Below are 17,111 nucleotides of genomic sequence, written 5' to 3'. Positions count from 1 at the left end.
GTGTCAGCGCGTGGCGGCCACCCGGAAGCGGATGCCCGCCGCCTGAAGCCGCTCCAGCAGCGCATCACCCATCGCCACCGCCGTGGTCACCTGCCCCGAGGTGTCGGGCAGTTGGTCGTGGGCCAGGCACAGCATGGACTCGGCGAGCATCTTCGCCGTCTCGCCGTAACCCGGATCGCCGCCCGACACCTCCGTGAACACCGTGCGGCCGCCGCCCTCGCCCACGAAGCGTACCGAGAACCAGCTCTTGGCCCGGCGCTGCTCGTCCGGACCCTCGCCCGGCTTGATCCGTTCCGACAACCAGCGCCGTGCGGGGGGCAGTTGGGCCAGCGCGAAGAGCGTGCCGACGGCCGCAGCACCGCCCGCCGCCATCGGCAGGGTGCGGACCGCCGCGTAGTGCCGGTAGCGGAAGTCCGGGCCGTACCGCTTCAGCGACCGCGCCGAGCGCGCGATGATCTGCGCGTCGACCGTCGGCAGTGGCAGCGCCCAGGCCCCCGTCTCGCGGCTGAACCGCGGCGAGCCGAGCGGGGCCCGTGCCCGCCGTCCCACCAGCCGCGGCTCGTGCAGCCGCCGCTCGTGCGCGGCCTGCAGCATCTGCCGCCCACGGGCCATGGCGTTCAGCGCGGAGGCGAGAGTCCCGCCGGAGAAGGTGGCGTTGGAGCGTACGAACCCGTCGACGCGCAGTGGCACGCCCTCGGGGAGCTGCTGGACGGTGAAGTACGCGCCGAGGTCGTGCGGGACCGAGTCGAAGCCGCAGGCATGGATCAGCCGGGCCCCGGTCTCCCTGGCCCGCGCGTCATGGCGTACGTACATCAGGTCCACGAACTCGGGCTCGCCGGTCAGGTCGACGTAGTCGGTCCCGGCTTCCGCGCACGCGGCCACCAGCGCCTCGCCGTACAGCAGGTAGGGGCCGACCGTCGTGGCCACCACACGGGCGGACTCGGCGAGTTGGCGAAGTGCCTCGGGATCATTCACGTCCGCCTCGATCAGCGGCAGCCCGGCACAGCCGGGATGCCTGGCGGCAAGACGCTCACGCAGCTGCTCCAGCTTCTGCCGGCTGCGGCCCGCGACGGCCCAGCGGCAGTCTTCGGGCGCGTGCGCCGCGAGGTACTCCGCGGTGAGCGCGCCGACGAAGCCCGTCGCCCCGAAGAGCACTATGTCGTACGGGCGCTGTGCGCGATCGGTCCCGTTCTGCCTGTTCAATGGCCCCTCCGCCGTTGCCCCCGCGGTCATGTCGGTGGCTGAGGCTAGCGTGCGAACGGGCCCGGGAAAAAGATGCGTTTCCCATCGGTAACATGCCGGGCCCGGGGGCCGGATCTAGCGTGAAGACATGCGTACATGGCGTCCCCACCGCCTGGTGCGGTGGTTCGACACCGCGCTCGCGGTGTGCGGGCTCGCCGCCGGCGCTGCACTGATGGCGCTCGCCGCGACCGCCGACGAGTGGGCGGGCCAGCTGTACGGCATGGCGGGGGTGGTGATCGTCTGCTCCGCCTGTCTGCTGCTGCTCGCCTTCAACCGCCGGGTGTCCCTGACCGACAGCGAGGTCGTGGTCCGCAATCTGGCCACCGACCGGCACATTCCGCTGGCGGAGGTCGCTTCCGCCGCGCCGGGGCACGGCGCGGTGGAGATCCGGCTGACGGACGGCTCACGGACCAGAGTCATGGCGGTCGGCACCTACCACTGGCTGGCCCCCGGACTCTCGCGCGCCGACGAGGTGTCGACGGCGGTCAGAGCGGCGGCGGGCCAGGTGAGGGCGAGAGGCGCCCCGGCGCGCTGAACGACCCGCCTACCCCGACGACATCGGCCGGAAAGCCATGATTTCGGTCGGAATCCGCGTGTAGGCTGCGGCCGGTTCTAAGCGCTTGCTCGGCCCAGACCCTTGTGCCGGGTGGAACGCGTTCTTACCATCACTGGTGTTACATCAGTTGTGTCACAGGCAGGGCTGGGGGCTCGATGGCAGCGACGGGGAACGGCCCGCTCGCCGGGGTGCGTGTGGTCGAACTGGCGGGCATCGGGCCCGGTCCGTTCGCCGCCATGCTCCTGGCCGATCTGGGCGCCGATGTCGTACGGGTCGACCGGCCCGGCGGCTCGGGGCTCGCGATCGATCCGGAGTACGACCTCACCAACCGCAACAAGCGCTCCGTACTCGTCGATCTCAAGGCCGATGACGGCCCCGCCGTGGTCCTCGACCTGGTCGAGCGGGCCGACGTACTGATCGAGGGCTACCGGCCCGGCGTCGCCGAGCGGCTCGGTGTCGGACCCCAGGAGTGCCTGGAGCGCAATCCGCGGCTGGTCTACGGGCGGATGACCGGCTGGGGCCAGGAGGGACCGCTCGCCCAGCGGGCCGGGCACGACATCGCGTACATCGCCGTCACCGGCACCCTCGGCATGATCGGCAAGCCCGACGAGCCGCCCACCGTCCCGGCCAATCTCGTCGGCGACTACGCGGGCGGCTCGCTCTATCTCGTCGTCGGAGTCCTCGCGGCCCTGCACCACGCACGGACGGAAGGCGGCTTGGGCCAGGTCGTGGACGCGGCCATCGTCGACGGGGCCGCCCATCTCGCCACGATGATCCACGGCATGATGGCGGGCGGCGGCTGGCAGGACCGGCGCGGGGCGAACCTCCTCGACGGCGGCTGCCCGTTCTACGGGAGCTACGAGACCGCGGACGGCCAGTACATGGCCGTCGGGGCGCTGGAGCAGCAGTTCTACAACGAGTTCATCGAGCTGCTCGGCATCAAGGACGAGGCACCGGCCCGTAAGGACTTCGCCCGCTGGGGCGAACTGCGCGCCGCCGTCGCCGCCCGCTTCAAGACCAGGACCCGCGAGGAGTGGACGGCCGTCTTCGAGGGCTCGGACGCCTGCGTCGCACCGGTGCTCTCCCTGCGCGAAGCTCCCTCGCACCCTCACCTCGCGGCCCGCGGAACCTTCGTCGACCACGGCGGAATCACCCAGCCCGCGCCCGCGCCCCGCTTCTCCGCCACGCCCGGCTCCGTGTACCGGGGGCCCGCCCAGCCGGGAGCCGACACCGCCGAGGTGGCCCGCGACTGGGACCTGCCCGGGCTCACCAAGGAGGACCGTTGAAGCGCCAGATCTTCGCCGCCGAGCACGACGCCTTCCGCGAAACCGTGCGCACCTTCCTCGCCAAGGAGGTCCTTCCGCACTACGAGCAGTGGGAGAAGGACGGCATCGTCAGCCGCGAGGCCTGGCTGGCGGCGGGGAGGCAGGGGCTGCTCGGTCTGGCCGTGCCCGAGGAGTACGGAGGCGGCGGGAACGCAGACTTCCGCTACAGCGCCGTCCTGGCCGAGGAGTTCACCCGCGCGGGCGCGGCCGGACTCGCGCTCGGGCTGCACAACGACATCATCGGCCCGTACCTCACCGGGCTCGCCACCGAGGAGCAGAAGCGGCGCTGGCTGCCCGGCTTCTGCAGCGGCGAGATCATCACCGCCATCGCGATGACCGAACCGGGCGCGGGCTCCGACCTCCAGGGCATCCGCACCAGCGCCGAGGACCACGGAGACCACTGGATCCTCAACGGCTCCAAGACCTTCATCTCCAACGGAATCCTCGCGGACCTGGTGATCGTCGTCGCGAAGACCACCCCGGAGGGCGGGGCCAAGGGCCTCTCGCTGCTGGTCGTCGAGCGCGGCGCGGAAGGCTTCGAGCGCGGCCGGAATCTCGACAAGATCGGCCAGAAGTCCCAGGACACGGCAGAGCTGTTCTTCAACGACGTACGCGTCCCCAAAGAGAATCTGCTCGGGGAGCTCAACGGCGCGTTCATCCATCTGATGACCAATCTCGCGCAGGAGCGGATGGGTATCGCGGTGGCCGGAATCGCCGCCGCCGAATATCTCCTGGAGATCACCACGCAGTACGTCAAGGAGCGCGAAGCCTTCGGGAGGCCGCTCTCCAAGCTTCAGCACATTCGCTTCGAGATCGCCGAAATGGCCACGGAATGCGCCGTGACCCGTGCCTTCCTCGACCGCTGCATCGTGGATCACTCGAACGGGGAACTCGACGCGGTCCATGCCTCAATGGCCAAGTGGTGGGCCACCGAGCTCCAGAAGCGGGTCGCCGACCGCTGTCTCCAACTGCACGGCGGGTACGGCTATATGACCGAATACCGCGTCGCCAGGGCATTCACGGACGGCCGCATCCAGACGATCTACGGCGGCACGACCGAGATCATGAAGGAAATCATCGGCCGTTCTCTTCTCGGCTGACACTTATGGAAAGGCTGCTGTCTTGAGTACCGAAGCGTATGTGTACGACGCCATCCGCACCCCGCGCGGGCGTGGCAAGGCCAATGGCGCCCTGCACGGCACCAAGCCGATCGACCTCGTCGTCGGCCTGATCCATGAACTGCGCAGCCGCTTCCCCGGCCTCGACCCGGCTGCCGTCGACGACATCGTGCTCGGCGTCGTCGGACCGGTCGGCGACCAGGGCTCCGACATCGCCCGTATCGCGGCCATCGCCGCCGGACTGCCCGACACCGTCGCCGGCGTACAGGAGAACCGCTTCTGTGCCTCGGGTCTCGAAGCCGTCAACATGGCGGCGATGAAGGTCCGTTCGGGCTGGGAGGACCTGGTGCTCGCCGGTGGCGTCGAGTCGATGTCGCGGGTGCCGATGGCCTCCGACGGCGGCGCCTGGTTCGCCGACCCGATGACCAACTACGACACCGGATTCGTCCCGCAGGGCATCGGCGCCGACCTCATCGCCACCATCGAGGGCTTCTCCCGGCGCGATGTCGACGAGTACGCCGCACTCTCGCAGGAGCGTGCCGCCGCGGCCTGGAAGGACGGCCGCTTCGACCGGTCCGTCGTGCCGGTACGCGACCGCAACGGCCTCGTCGTCCTCGACCACGACGAGCACATGCGCCCCGGCACCACCGCCGACAGCCTCGCCGCGCTCAAGCCCTCCTTCGCGGGCATCGGCGACATGGGCGGATTCGACGCCGTGGCGCTGCAGAAGTACCACTGGGTGGAGAAGATCGACCACGTCCACCACGCGGGCAACTCCTCCGGCATCGTCGACGGAGCGGCGCTCGTCGCGATCGGTACGAAGGAGGTCGGCGAGCGCTACGGCCTGACCCCGCGCGCCCGCATCGTCTCGGCCGCGGTCTCCGGCTCCGAGCCGACCATCATGCTCACCGGGCCCGCGCCCGCCACCCGCAAGGCGCTCGCCAAGGCCGGACTGACGATCGACGACATCGATCTCGTCGAGATCAACGAGGCGTTCGCCGGTGTCGTGCTTCGCTTCGCCCGCGATCTGGACCTCCCGCTGGACAAGATCAACGTCAACGGTGGCGCGATCGCTCTGGGCCACCCGCTCGGTGCGACGGGCGCGATGATCCTCGGCACCGTCATCGACGAACTGGAGCGCCAGGACAAGCGGTACGGCCTCGTCACGCTCTGCGTGGGCGGCGGAATGGGCATCGCCACGATCGTCGAGCGCATCTGACCCCGTCCGTCCCACCACCCTTACGGAGAAGCAGCAATGACCCAGAGCACCACCATCCGCTGGGAGCAGGACGAGACGGGGATCGTCACCCTCGTCCTCGACGATCCCAACCAGTCCGCGAACACCATGAACCAGGCCTTCAAGGACTCGATCGCGGTCATCGCCGACCGGGCCGAGGCCGAGAAGGACTCGATCCGCGGCATCATCTACACCTCCGCCAAGAAGACCTTCTTCGCGGGCGGCGACCTCAAGGACATGATCAAGGTCGGCCCCGAGCAGGCTCAGCAGGCCTTCGACACCGGCACGGCCATCAAGAACTCGCTGCGCCGTATCGAGACCCTGGGCAAGCCCGTCGTCGCGGCCATCAACGGCGCGGCACTGGGCGGCGGTTACGAGATCGCGCTCGCCAGCCACCACCGCGTCGCGCTCGACGCACCCGGCTCCAAGATCGGCCTGCCCGAGGTCACGCTCGGACTGCTCCCGGCGGGCGGCGGAGTCACCCGTACCGTACGGCTGATGGGCATCGCCGACGCGCTGCTGAAGGTGCTCCTGCAGGGCACGCAGTACTCGCCGCAGCGCGCCCTGGAGAACGGGCTCGTCCACGAAGTCGCCGCCACGCCCGAGGAGATGCTGGCCAAGGCGCGCGCCTTCATCGACGCCAACCCCGTCTCCCAGCAGCCCTGGGACGTCAAGGGCTACAAGATCCCCGGCGGCACCCCGTCCAACCCGCGTTTCGCGGCGAACCTCCCGGCCTTCCCGGCCAACCTCAAGAAGCAGACCGCTGGCGCCCCGTACCCCGCGCCGCGCAACATCCTGGCCGCGGCCGTCGAGGGCTCCCAGGTCGACTTCGAGACCGCGCTGACCATCGAGGCCCGGTACTTCACCGAACTGGTCACCGGGCAGATCTCCAAGAACATGATCCAGGCGTTCTTCTTCGACCTCCAGGCCGTCAACTCCGGCGCCAACCGGCCCAAGGGCATCGAGCCGCGGCCGGTCCGCAAGGTCGCCGTCCTCGGCGCCGGGATGATGGGCGCGGGCATCGCGTACTCCTGCGCCCGCGCGGGTATCGACGTGGTCCTCAAGGACGTGACGGCCGAGGCGGCCCAGAAGGGCAAGGCGTACTCCGAGAAGCTGCTCGACAAGGCGCTCTCCCGGGGCCGTACCACCGAGGCCAAGCGCGACGCCCTGCTCGCCCGGATCACGCCGACCGCCGACCCCGCCGATCTCGCGGGCTGCGACGCCGTGATCGAGGCGGTCTTCGAGGACACCGCACTCAAGCACAAGGTGTTCCAGGAGATCCAGGACGTCATCGAGCCGGACGCACTGCTCTGCTCCAACACCTCGACCCTGCCAATCACTCTGCTCGCCGAAGGCGTCTCGCGCCCCGCCGACTTCGTCGGTCTGCACTTCTTCTCGCCGGTCGACAAGATGCCGCTGGTCGAGATCATCAAGGGCGGGCGCACCGGCGACGAGGCGCTCGCCCGCGCCTTCGACCTGGTCCGCCAGATCAACAAGACCCCGATCGTGGTCAACGACTCGCGCGGCTTCTTCACCTCGCGTGTCATCGGGCAGTTCATCAACGAGGGCATGGCGATGGTCGGCGAGGGCGTCAACCCCGTGTCGATCGAGCAGGCCGCGGCGCAGGCCGGATACCCCGCCAAGGTGCTCTCGCTGATGGACGAGCTGACGCTGACCCTGCCGCGCAAGATTCGCAACGAGACCAGGCGCGCGGTCGAGGAGGCGGGCGGCACCTGGGCCGGCCACCCGGCGGACGCGGTGATCGACCGGATGGTCGACGAGTTCGCGCGTACGGGCCGCAGCGGCGGGGCGGGCTTCTACGAGTACGGCGAGGACGGCAAGCGGGCCGGACTCTGGCCGGGCCTGCGCGAGCACTTCGCGAAGCCGGACGTGGACGTCCCCTTCGCCGACCTGAAGGAGCGGATGCTCTTCTCCGAGGCGCTGGACTCCGTCCGCTGCCTGGAGGAGAACGTGCTGACGTCGGTCGCCGACGCCAACATCGGCTCCATCATGGGTATTGGCTTTCCCGCCTGGACGGGCGGTGTGCTGCAGTACATCAACGGCTACGAGGGCGGGCTGCCCGGCTTCGTGGCGCGCGCCCGTGAGCTCGCCGAGCGCTACGGCGAGCGCTTCGAGCCGTCGGCGCTGCTCGTCGAGAAGGCGGAGCGCGGCGAGGTCTTCACCGACGCGTGACGCGTGACGCCCGATGCCCGGGCCGCGTTCAGCCCTCCTGGCCGAACGCGGCCCGCAGCTCTTCCTTCAACGACCGCTGAAACGCGGTGACCAGCGCCTGCACGACCATCGGCTGCATATGGGCGGACAGCGACTTCATCGCGGCCACATGCTCGGGGTCCGACTCCCGCTCCCGGTACGGGTTCCACACCTCGTCGCGGAACAGCCGGGTGAGCTCGTGCGCGGCCGAGCGGGTGTGCTCCAGCAGGACGGTACGGGCGGCGAGGATCGTCTCGTGCGCGATGGGCACGTCGAGCAACTGCACACCGAGCCGCAGCAGCCCCGGGTCGAGCCGGTAGCCACCCCCGGCGGCCTCGCGCTCCAGGACGCCCATCGCCGCCAGCCGGTCGATGTCCTCCTCGCCGAGCGGCCGTCCCGCGCGGCGCTCCAGCTCGGCACGGGTCGCCTCCTCGGCCGAGTCCGGCGCCCAGGAGGCCACCAGCGCACGGTGGATGGCGAGATCGTGCGCGCTCAGATCCGGCGGCAACTGCTCGACATAGCGCTCGATCGCGGCGAGTGTCATGCCCTGGTGCTGAAGCTCCTCGATGAGGGCGAGCCGGGACAGATGCCCCGGCCCGTAGTGCCCGACGCGACGCGGTCCGATGACCGGGGGCGGCAGCAGCCCGCGCGTGCTGTAGAAGCGAATGGTCCGCACCGTCACCCCGGCACGCGCGGCCAGCTCGTCGACGGTGAGCGTCGGCTCCTCGGTCTCGGTCGCCATGGTCTGCCTCGCCTCTCCTGGGCATCGATCCGGTGCAACAGTATTGCTGTCTCACCATTGTTGTGAAAGGCGCTGTACAGCGAAGGCCCAGGAGTCCCGCGTCGAGCCGTTGACAGCTCAGCGGCTGACGGGTCGGGGAATACCGGTCACCGTGTACGACCATCAGGGGTGACCGGATGCCGTCCCGGGCGCAGGGCTCCCAGGTACACCCCCGTCAGGATCAGCGGCGCGCCCAGCAGGAGTTCTGCGGTCAGGGGTTCGTCGTCGAGCCATGCCGACAGGACGATCGTGATCACCGGGATGATCACGAACACATACGCGGCACGCGACGCGCTCCAGTGCTGGATCACAACCAGGTAGAGCACGAAGGTCAGCACTGAGCCCCCGACCACCAGATAGCCCAGCGCCCACCAGGTCGTGGCGCGCTCCGGCAGGGTCCAGTGGTCGTCGGCGACGAGGGACCCGGCGAACAGCACCACCGCGGCCGCCGTCATGCCCAGGGCGTTCATGGTCACCGGGTGCACCGCCGGGAGGCGGCGTACCAGGACCGCTGCCTGGGCGAGGCAGAGCACACTGCCGACCAGCGCGAGCAGATAGCCCGGCGGTACCGAGCTCTGCAGGGGCGCGCGGGAGGCCAGTGCGACTCCCGCGAGAGCGAACAGGGTGCCCACCACGGCCGACGTCCGAAACCGCTCCTGGCGCTGGGCCACGGCCAGCAGCAGTGTCGCGAGCGGGACCAGGGCCAGGATCGTCTGGCCGAGACCGGCATGGATACGCACCAGCGCGTAGTAGGCCAGTCCGAAGGTCACCCCGAAGTTCAGTACGCCGAAGAGCAGCGAGCCGGCCAGTGCCCGGCCCCGCGGCAGGGGCAGCCGGCGCACGGCCATGATCGCCAGCAGCACCACCGCGGCGGCGCCGAAGCGCACCGCCGCTCCCCACAGCGGGTCCAGCTCCCGGTTGCTGAACCTGACGCCGACGGCGTTGCCGCCCGCGAGGAGGGAGCAGCCGGCGAAGGAGGCGAGGGCCACACGGTCCTGGGGGCGCTGCATCGCCCCACCGTAGGTCGGCGTGGCGCGCCCGCCCCGGTGGCACGACGGGCGTGCCCACCCCGGTGGGCACGCCCTCATCGCAGGTCGTGCGTCAGTACACGTTCACGCCGTACACGCTCAGCGCTTCCCGTACCGGCTGGAAGATCGCCGAGCCGTTGGTGCCGGAGCAGCCGGAGCTGCCCGAGTGGATGCCCAGGGCCACGGAACCGGCGAAGTGCGCGCCGCCACTGTCACCGGCGGCCGAGCACGCGGTGGTGCGGACCATTTGGTAGACGGGCCCCTCGGGGTAGTTCACCGTGACGTTCACCGCGGTGACCCTCCCGGTGGTCACATGGGTGGTCGAGCCACTCTTCTTGATGACCTGGCCGACGATGGCATCGGCCGAGGTCATGATGTCCTGGTACGAGCCGTTGTACAGGTTGACCCTCCCGGCGGGCTGGGGGCTGGGGGACAAGTAGCGGACGATGCCGTAGTCGTTGGTCGGGAAGCTCGTGCCCGTGCGGACGCCGATGGGACTTCCGCCGGACGTCGCCGACCAGCTGTAGGCCAGATTGGTGCAGTGGCCTGCTGTCAAGAAGTAGCGGGCCGTGCCCCTCGCGACGTTGAAGGCGGCCGAGCAGCGGTAGCCCCCGCCGTAGATCGCGTCGCCGCCCGACACCTCCTTCTTGAAGACGCCCGGCACGCGCTTGATCCGTACGGCCTCGCCGAGTCCTGCGCCCACCTTCCGCAGCTGGGTCATGGCGCTCACGGAGACCGACGCGTCGGCCTCGACGGCGACCTGGTTGGTGGAGGGGTCGATGCCCCACGAGGTGCCGGTGATCTGCGCCTGGGATTCGAGGGTGTCCATGGCGGCCTGGAGCTCCGCGGTGCTGCGCTCGACGAGCTTGGCGCGCGCGCCGGCGGCTTTCACCGCTTCGGCCGCGGCCGTATCGGTGACGGTGACGACCAGTTCGCCCGTCGCGGGGTCGAGATACGACCCGGCGCTGTTGTCGTCGCCGAGTGCGCGTTCGAGGCTGCTGTCGATGGCGTACTGGGTGGCGGAGGCGGTGACGCCCGGTGTGGGTTCCTCGGCGGCACCGGCGGTGCCCGAGCCGAGGCCGACGGCGGGCAGGGAGATGAGGATGGAAAGGCAGATGCGCGCGCGGAGCGTGCGTCTCATGGGGGGCTTCTCCTTCGTACGAGTGCGCTGTGGGGGAGTGCCGAGAAGTGATGCGGAATGGAGCAGTCCGGAGTTGGATGTGACATGGCCCTGTCATGCACACAGGAGTGTGGGAATACCGGAGCACCCTCCCGGCAAGGGGGGGTCAGGGATGGATCTGCACGGTGGCCGTGCTCAGCCGCCGGACCCCGTGCATCAGGGCGTGCTCGGCGGCCAACGCCACTCTATGTGCCTGCATCACCGTCAGCGCGGGGTCGACCACGATCGAGGTCTCCGCCCGCAGCCCGTGCCCGAGCCGGCGCATGCGCACGTCCCGCACGGCCCGTACGCCCTCGACATGGGACAACGCGTGCTCGGCCTCGTCGATCAGCGCCGGGTCGACCGCGTCCATCAGCCGGTGCCGGACCTCACGGGCCGCACCGCGCAGTACCAGGGCGATTGCCCCGGTGATCGCGAGCCCGGTCACCGGATCGGCCCACCGCCATCCGAGTGCAGCTCCGCCCGCGCCCAGCAGTACGGCCAGAGAGGTGAACCCGTCGCCGCGGGCGTGCAGTCCGTCGGCCACGTGCGCGGCCGAACCGATCCTGCGGCCGGTCCGGATGCGGGCCCGGGCCACCCACTCATTGCCGGCGAAGCCCACCAGCGCGCCCCCGGCCACCGCGGCCAGATGACTGACCTCCTGCGGCTCGAACAGCCGTCGCAGCGACTCGTACCCGGCGAAGAGCGCGGACGCGGCGATCATCAGCACCACGAAGACGCCCGCCAGATCCTCGGCACTCCGAAGCCATAGGTGTAGCGGCGGGTGCCGCCCGCCTGCCGAGAAGAAAGGCAAGGCCCAGCGGCAGCGCGGTGAGCGCGTCGGCCGCGCTGTGGACGGTGTCGCCCAGCAGCGCCACCGAGCCCGAGGCGGCCGCGATCACCGCCTGGACGGCGGTCGTCGCGGCCAGCACACCGAAGGAGAACCACAGCGTGCGCAGCCCCTGCGACGACCCTTCGAGGGCCGCGTCGATGCGGTCGTGCGCAGCGTGATGGTGGTGACCATGGACGTGTCCGAACCCCGTCATGGTCACCACCGTGACACATCAACTACCTTGCGGCCACGGCCGAAAAGCGGCCTCTGACCAGCCGCGAACGGCTCGCGACTACTGCCCGGACGCGATCACGGGGTAGTGGTCGCTGAGATTGGTGTACGTGTACGTCGTGCCCCAGCTGGAGACCGACCAGGGTGCGCTCTGCTCCTTGATCACCTCATTGGTCCAGCCGGCCGGCTTCACGTGCCCGGCGCGGTGCAGGACGTAGTCGAGGTCCTCGCGCGGGTCGTCCGGGTAGCGGTAGTTCGCGATCGAGTTCTGCTCCGTGTCGAAGGAGTACGGGTGCCCGGTGCGGGCGTCCGCCCCCGTGAGCCCGGCGTCGGCGAGCATCGTGTTGTACTCCGGCGTCCGCGAGTCGACATTGAAGTCGCCCGCTACCAGGACCTGTTCGGAGGCGGGAATGTTCTTGCCGTCGAGGAAGGCGTCGATCGCCCTGAACTGGAGGCTGCGCATCTGCGCCGCCTCGCCCGCGTCGCAGCCGGGGTCGGTGGACTGCGCGTGCGTGCCCACGACATGGACCTTCGTGCCGTTCACATTCAGCACGACGTACACGAAGCCCTTGTTGGACCACCAGTCGGCACCGCAGGCGTCCTTGTAGACGTACTGCTCCTTGCGCACGATGGGCCACTTGCTGAGGATCGCGACGCCGCCGTCCTCGGGCGTGGTGGCCGAGTACGAACCGCCCGTCGCGTCCCAGCCGTCCTTGCTCCGCCCCATCACGGGGGTCTGGTACGGGTACTGGGCGGCGGCCTTCTGCTTGAGCGCGTCCGACGAGGAGTTGTCGAAGGCCTCCTGGACCACGACGACGTCCTTGCCCTGGAAGAACGAGGTCGCCGGTATCGCGGCGGCCCGGTGGTCCTGGCCCCAGTTGGGGTACAGCGTCTTGCTGAAGAGGAAGGTGTTGTACGTCAGCACCTTCAGGGGCGGGGTCGCCGCCTCGGCGGCGGAAGCCGCCGGAGCCGTCCCGGTCAGGACGGCGGCGGCGAGCGCGGTGGACAGAGCTGCGCCAGGGATACGGCGGAGCACGGAGTGCGGCACAGGAACTCCCTATTCAGGTGGGGGGTACGACCGGCGCGGCACATCAAATCAGCCAGAGTTACCTCCTGGTAATGACCAGGTGCCCATTTTCTTTCCACAACCGCACGATCACACCAACTCCCCGGCGCCCGGATCGCGACACTACGATGGTGAACATGACCGGGGCCGCGAAAGATCCCCTGCCGCCACCGCCCGGCGGAGTGCTGTGGTCCGTCGTCGGCGACATCCGCGAGCTGCTCATGCTGCCCGCGGCCCTCGCTCTCCAGGTCGCCCACCCGGCCGTCGCCGCGGGCGTCGACGAGTACTCCGTCTTCCGTACCGACCCCTGGGGCCGCGGCGAGCGCTCCCTGCGCTCGCTCCAGCTGTGGGTGTACGGCGGCGAGGCGGCGGCCGAAGAGGGGCGCAGGCTCCGCGAGCTCCACCAGCCGATCCGGGGCACCGACTCCCACGGCCGCCGGTACCAGGCGCTGGATCCCAAGTGCTACTCCTGGGTCCACGCCACCGGCTTCCCCGTCTTCCAGTACGCGCTGCGCTATCTGGCGCGCCCGCTCACCGGGGCGCAGGAGCAGCAGCTGTACGCCGAGTGGCTCCAAGTCGGCCGGATCCTCGGCATCGACCAGCGGGACATGCCGCAGACGGTCGAGGAGTTCTGGCCGTACTTCCGCAAGAGGCTCGCCGAGGAGGTGGAGGAGACGGCCGTCGTACGCGAACTGGTCGCCCTCGACGTGACCTTGCCGCCGCCCGACCGCGGGCCGCTGCCCGTCAGAGCGCTGCTCGCGATGCTGTGGCCGATGCTGCTTCCCTCGTTCGTCCGCTTCCGCCGCTTCGTCACCATCGGGCTGATGCCGCCCGAGGCACGCGACGCGATCGGTCTGCAGTGGACCGCGGAGCAGGAGCGCGCACTGCGCAGATTCGCCCGGGTCGTACGGGCCGTCGTTCCCGTACTCCCCGAGCGACTGCGCTACCTCCCGATCGCGCGCGAGGCGCGGCGTGCCGCCGGACTCAGCCGGTCAGTCCGCCGCGTGTGATGACATCCGCGTACCAGCGGGCGCTGTCCTTGAACGTACGGCGCTGGGTCGCGAAGTCGACATGCACGATGCCGAACCGCTTGCTGTAGCCGTACGCCCACTCGAAGTTGTCGAGCAGCGACCACAGGAAATAGCCGCGCACATCCGCGCCGTCGGCGATCGCCCGGTGCACGGCGGCGAGATGGGTGCGCACATACTCCACCCGCTCCGGGTCGTGGACCTCGCCGGACGGGTCGGCGTAGTCGTCGTACGCGGCCCCGTTCTCGGTGATCACCAGCGGCACACCCGGCAGATCGTCCCGCAGCCGGATCAGCAGCTCGTACAGACCCTCCGCGTCGACCGGCCAGTCCATGGCCGTGCGCGGGCCGGGCGCCGGGAGGAAGCGCACATGCTCCTCGGCACCGGCCCACGGCGACGGCGCCTCGGAGGTACCGGCGCCCACCACAGTGGGGGAGTAGTAGTTGATGCCCAGTGAGTCGATCGGCGTGGAGACGGCCTTTAGATCGCCGTCCCGGACGAAGGACCAGTCGGTCACCCCGGCCGTGTCGCGGACCAGGTCCTGTGGAAGGCGGCCGTGGAAGACCGGGTCGAGGAAGATCCGGTTTCCGACGGCGTCGATGCGGCGGGCGGCGTCCTGGTCGGCCTCCGAGTCGGTGAGCGCACGCACCACGTGCAGATTGAGCGTCAGCGAGATCTCGGTTCTCGACGGCAGGGCCGCGTGCAGTGTCTGCGCCGCCCAGCCGTGCGCCAGATTGAAGTGGTGGGCGGCACGGAGCGAGGCGCTCGCGCTGGTGCGCCCCGGTGCGTGGACCCCGGAGCCATAGCCGAGAAAAGCCGCGCACCACGGCTCGTTCAGCGTGGTCCAGGTCGCGACGCGGTCGCCGAGCGCATCGGCCATGATCCCGGCGTAGTCGCCGAACCGCTGCGCGGTCTCGCGCTGCGGCCAGCCTCCGGCGTCCTCCAGCTCCTGCGGCAGATCCCAGTGGTAGAGCGTGGCGACGGGCCGGATGCCCGCATCCCGCAGCTCGTCGGTGAGCCGCCGGTAGAAATCCAGGCCCTTCTGCACGGCGGGACCGCGCCCGGTCGGCTGGACGCGCGGCCAGGCGACGGAGAACCGGTAGTCGGTGACGCCGAGTTGTTTCATCAGCGCGACGTCCTCGCGCATGCGGTGGTAGTGGTCGGCGGCGACGTCACCGGTGTCACCGTTGCGCACATTGCCGGGCGTGCGGCTGAAGGTGTCCCAGATGGAGGCAGTACGGCCGTCCTCCGCGGCGGCGCCCTCGATCTGGTAGGCGGCGGTGGCGGTGCCCCAGCGGAAACCGGCCGGGAAGCGGAGCTCCGTCGTCGTGCCGGGGCGTGCGTCGAGTGCGGTCATGAGGAAAGAACTCCCAGAAAGTGAGATGGCGGTGGGGGGAGACCGGTCAGCCCTTGACGGCGCCCTGCATGATGCCGCCGACGATCTGCCGGCCGAGCAGACCGAAGACGAGCAGCACGGGGAGCGTGCCCAGCAGGGTGCCGGCCATGATCACGGACTGGTCGTGGACATAGCCGCCGCCGAGCTGGCGCAGTGCGACCTGGACGGTCGGTTCCTGCGAGGAGAGCGCGACGATCGGCCAGAAGAAGTCGTTCCACGCGGCCATGAACGTCAGCATCCCGAGCACCGCCATACCGGGCCGGGCGATGGGAACCACGATCGACCAGAAGATCCGGGCGGTCGACGCGCCGTCGACCCGGGCCGCCTCGATCAGCTCGTCCGGCAGCGACTGCACCAGGTACTGCCGCATGAAGAACACCCCGAAGGCGGAGACAAGGCCGGGCAGGATCACGGCCTGCAGCTGGTTCACCCACTGCAGCTTGGCGATCAGCATGAACAGCGGGATCACACCGAGCTGCGGCGGAATCATCATCGTGCCGACCGTGACCGCCAGCAGTGCGCCGCGGCCGCGAAAGCGCAGCTTGGCGAAGGCGAAACCGGCGAGCGTGCAGCACAGCACCGTGCCCACGGTGATCGAGCCGGAGACGATGAAGGAGTTGAGCAGCGCCTTGCCGATATCGGCTTCCTCCATCACCGCCTCGAAGTTGCGGAACAGATTCGACCCGGGCAGCAGCGTCGGCGGGACCTTCGCCAGATCGGCGTTGGAACGGCTGGCGGCGACGATCGTCCAGTAGAACGGGAACGCCGAGATCAGCACGGCGAGGATCAGCATCGCGTACGCGAGCCTGCCGCCGTTCATCGTGCGCCCGGCCCGGTTCCTCCTGCGGTGCGGGGACCGCGCGGGTCGGGCGCCCGTGGCGGGCGGCTTTGTCGGCGGGGCGGCGAGCGCGGTCATCGGCCGGCCTCCTTGCTCGAACGGCAGCGCGCGATCAGGGCGTTGACCCCGACGAGCACCAGGATCAGCAGGAACATCACCCAGGCGATGGCGGCGGCGCGGCCCAGATGGAAGAAGCCCCAGCCCTGCTCGTACATATACAGACCGAGCGTCTGGTACTGGTGCGAGATGCCGCCGGAGATGGAGCCCTCGAACAGCAGTGGCTCACCGAACAGCTGGGTCGCGCCGATCGTCGAGACGACGACGGTGAACAGGATCGTGGGACGCAGCCCCGGCAGAGTCACATGGATGAACTGCCGCCAGCGCGAGGCGCCGTCCATCTCGGCGGCCTCGTACAGCTCGCTCGGGATGGACTGCATGCCCGCCAGATAGATCAGCGCGTTGTAGCCGGTCCAGCGCCAGATGACGATGGTGGAGACGGCGATCTGCGAGGAGACCGTGCCCGCCTGCCAGTCCACGGGGTCGAAGCCGACCAGACCGAGGACGTAGTTGATGAGTCCGAAGTCGCGGCCGAAGAGCTGCGCGAAGACCAGGGTCGCGGCGGCGACGCTGGTCGCGTACGGCAGCAGCATCGCCGTACGCAGAAACGTCCGGCCGCGCAGGCGGTAGTTGAGCAGATGCGCCAGACCCAGTGCCATCACCAGCTGCGGGACGGTGGAGAGCACTCCGATGGTGAAGGTGTTGCGCAGCGCGGTCCAGAAGATCTCGTCGCCGAAGAGGGCGGTGTAGTTGCCCAGTCCCCGCCACTCCATCTCGCCGGGTGTCTGCAGCTCGACCCGGTAGAGCGAGACGAAGGCCGTGTAGATCAGCGGGAAGAGACCGAAGGCGGCGAAGAGGGTGAAGAACGGGGCGATATAGGCGTACGGCGAGAGCGTGCGCCAGGTCCTGCTGGCGGCCGACGGCCGGGCCCCCGGCTTCGGGGACACCGGCTTCGCGGTGGCGGTGAGGGTCACGGTGCGGCCCTTCGAGGAGTTGGTACGGGGCT

14 protein-coding genes and 1 pseudogene are annotated in these 17,111 nt (G+C 69.8%); 6 read left to right on the top strand and 9 right to left on the bottom strand.

The genetic code is table 11. The features are described from left to right. Nucleotides 1-3: 3 nt before the first annotated feature. A complete protein-coding gene (locus OG905_RS06820) occupies nucleotides 4-1,203 on the bottom strand; it encodes a saccharopine dehydrogenase family protein (RefSeq protein WP_328666695.1) in 1,200 nt (399 codons plus the stop codon). A gap of 127 nt (nucleotides 1,204-1,330) precedes the next feature. Here OG905_RS06820 and OG905_RS06815 point away from each other — a divergent pair, with 127 nt between their 5' ends. The 5 genes from OG905_RS06815 to OG905_RS06795 all read left to right on the top strand — a co-directional run bounded on the left by OG905_RS06815 (nucleotide 1,331) and on the right by OG905_RS06795 (nucleotide 7,671). Continuing rightward, the gene (locus tag OG905_RS06815) at nucleotides 1,331-1,777 is read left to right on the top strand and encodes a hypothetical protein (RefSeq protein WP_328666694.1); all 447 of its coding nucleotides are present in this window, start codon (nucleotides 1,331-1,333) and stop codon (nucleotides 1,775-1,777) included. A 176-nt stretch (nucleotides 1,778-1,953) separates the two neighbouring features. Further along, complete coding sequence (locus OG905_RS06810) at nucleotides 1,954-3,084, top strand: CaiB/BaiF CoA transferase family protein (RefSeq protein ID WP_328666693.1); 1,131 nt, start codon at nucleotides 1,954-1,956, stop codon at nucleotides 3,082-3,084. After that, the gene (locus OG905_RS06805) at nucleotides 3,081-4,223 is read left to right on the top strand and encodes an acyl-CoA dehydrogenase family protein (protein ID WP_328666692.1); all 1,143 of its coding nucleotides are present in this window, start codon (nucleotides 3,081-3,083) and stop codon (nucleotides 4,221-4,223) included. Before OG905_RS06810 ends, OG905_RS06805 begins: the two co-directional genes overlap by 4 nt. A 22-nt stretch (nucleotides 4,224-4,245) precedes the next feature. Beyond that, a complete protein-coding gene (locus tag OG905_RS06800) occupies nucleotides 4,246-5,460 on the top strand; it encodes an acetyl-CoA C-acetyltransferase (protein WP_328666691.1) in 1,215 nt (404 codons plus the stop codon). A 36-nt stretch (nucleotides 5,461-5,496) separates the two neighbouring features. Then, nucleotides 5,497-7,671: a 3-hydroxyacyl-CoA dehydrogenase NAD-binding domain-containing protein gene (locus OG905_RS06795; protein WP_328666690.1), complete on the top strand. Its 2,175-nt coding sequence runs from the start codon at nucleotides 5,497-5,499 to the stop codon at nucleotides 7,669-7,671. A gap of 28 nt (nucleotides 7,672-7,699) precedes the next feature. Here OG905_RS06795 and OG905_RS06790 read toward each other — a convergent pair whose 3' ends face one another. The 5 genes and pseudogenes from OG905_RS06790 to sph all read right to left on the bottom strand — a co-directional run bounded on the left by OG905_RS06790 (nucleotide 7,700) and on the right by sph (nucleotide 12,768). Then, nucleotides 7,700-8,431 (bottom strand): MerR family transcriptional regulator, encoded by a 732-nt coding sequence (locus OG905_RS06790; protein ID WP_328666689.1) that lies wholly within the window; start codon nucleotides 8,429-8,431, stop codon nucleotides 7,700-7,702. A 146-nt stretch (nucleotides 8,432-8,577) separates the two neighbouring features. Further along, the gene (locus OG905_RS06785; RefSeq protein WP_328666688.1) at nucleotides 8,578-9,480 is read right to left on the bottom strand and encodes a DMT family transporter; all 903 of its coding nucleotides are present in this window, start codon (nucleotides 9,478-9,480) and stop codon (nucleotides 8,578-8,580) included. 91 nt (nucleotides 9,481-9,571) lie between these two features. Continuing rightward, nucleotides 9,572-10,639 carry a S1 family peptidase gene (locus OG905_RS06780; RefSeq protein WP_328666687.1) on the bottom strand — a complete coding sequence of 356 codons (1,068 nt, stop codon included), beginning with the start codon at nucleotides 10,637-10,639 and terminating at the stop codon, nucleotides 9,572-9,574. Between the two features lie 145 nt (nucleotides 10,640-10,784). Next, nucleotides 10,785-11,703: pseudogene (locus OG905_RS06775) on the bottom strand (cation diffusion facilitator family transporter). 78 nt (nucleotides 11,704-11,781) lie between these two features. Beyond that, nucleotides 11,782-12,768, bottom strand: a complete 987-nt coding sequence (gene sph / locus OG905_RS06770; RefSeq protein WP_328666686.1) for a sphingomyelin phosphodiesterase — start codon at nucleotides 12,766-12,768, stop codon at nucleotides 11,782-11,784. Nucleotides 12,769-12,923: 155 nt separating this feature from the next. Between sph and OG905_RS06765 the strand changes: the two genes are divergently transcribed. Then, entirely contained in the window at nucleotides 12,924-13,796 is an 873-nt protein-coding gene (locus OG905_RS06765) for an oxygenase MpaB family protein (protein WP_328666685.1), read from the top strand. On the opposite strand, the gene OG905_RS06760 is transcribed toward OG905_RS06765, so the two are convergent. Genes OG905_RS06760 through OG905_RS06750 form a run of 3 tightly spaced genes read right to left on the bottom strand, consistent with a single transcriptional unit; the run spans nucleotide 13,771 to nucleotide 17,079 of the window. Continuing rightward, a complete protein-coding gene (locus tag OG905_RS06760) occupies nucleotides 13,771-15,171 on the bottom strand; it encodes a GH1 family beta-glucosidase (protein ID WP_328666684.1) in 1,401 nt (466 codons plus the stop codon). The two genes, OG905_RS06765 and OG905_RS06760, sit on opposite strands and share 26 nt — an antisense overlap. 46 nt (nucleotides 15,172-15,217) lie before the next feature. Continuing rightward, complete coding sequence (locus OG905_RS06755; protein WP_328666683.1) at nucleotides 15,218-16,126, bottom strand: carbohydrate ABC transporter permease; 909 nt, start codon at nucleotides 16,124-16,126, stop codon at nucleotides 15,218-15,220. Further along, a complete protein-coding gene (locus tag OG905_RS06750) occupies nucleotides 16,123-17,079 on the bottom strand; it encodes a carbohydrate ABC transporter permease (RefSeq protein ID WP_443043902.1) in 957 nt (318 codons plus the stop codon). Before OG905_RS06750 ends, OG905_RS06755 begins: the two co-directional genes overlap by 4 nt. Nucleotides 17,080-17,111: the final 32 nt, after the last annotated feature.

The sequence above is a fragment of the Streptomyces sp. NBC_00322 genome (assembly GCF_036147535.1).
GTDB lineage: Bacteria > Actinomycetota > Actinomycetes > Streptomycetales > Streptomycetaceae > Streptomyces.
This window is presented reverse-complemented; position numbering and strand designations above follow the sequence as displayed.

Bases quoted from the DNA above. Each gene is read 5' to 3' on its own strand.
- OG905_RS06815 (WP_328666694.1), top strand. From the start codon at position 1,331: ATGCGTACATGGCGTCCCCACCGCCTGGTGCGGTGGTTCGACACCGCG.
- OG905_RS06810 (WP_328666693.1), top strand. From the start codon at position 1,954: ATGGCAGCGACGGGGAACGGCCCGCTCGCCGGGGTGCGTGTGGTCGAA.
- OG905_RS06795 (WP_328666690.1), top strand. From the start codon at position 5,497: ATGACCCAGAGCACCACCATCCGCTGGGAGCAGGACGAGACGGGGATC.
- OG905_RS06790 (WP_328666689.1), bottom strand. From the start codon at position 8,431: ATGGCGACCGAGACCGAGGAGCCGACGCTCACCGTCGACGAGCTGGCC.
- OG905_RS06785 (WP_328666688.1), bottom strand. From the start codon at position 9,480: ATGCAGCGCCCCCAGGACCGTGTGGCCCTCGCCTCCTTCGCCGGCTGC.
- OG905_RS06780 (WP_328666687.1), bottom strand. From the start codon at position 10,639: ATGAGACGCACGCTCCGCGCGCGCATCTGCCTTTCCATCCTCATCTCC.
- OG905_RS06765 (WP_328666685.1), top strand. From the start codon at position 12,924: ATGACCGGGGCCGCGAAAGATCCCCTGCCGCCACCGCCCGGCGGAGTG.
- OG905_RS06760 (WP_328666684.1), bottom strand. From the start codon at position 15,171: ATGACCGCACTCGACGCACGCCCCGGCACGACGACGGAGCTCCGCTTC.
- OG905_RS06755 (WP_328666683.1), bottom strand. From the start codon at position 16,126: ATGACCGCGCTCGCCGCCCCGCCGACAAAGCCGCCCGCCACGGGCGCC.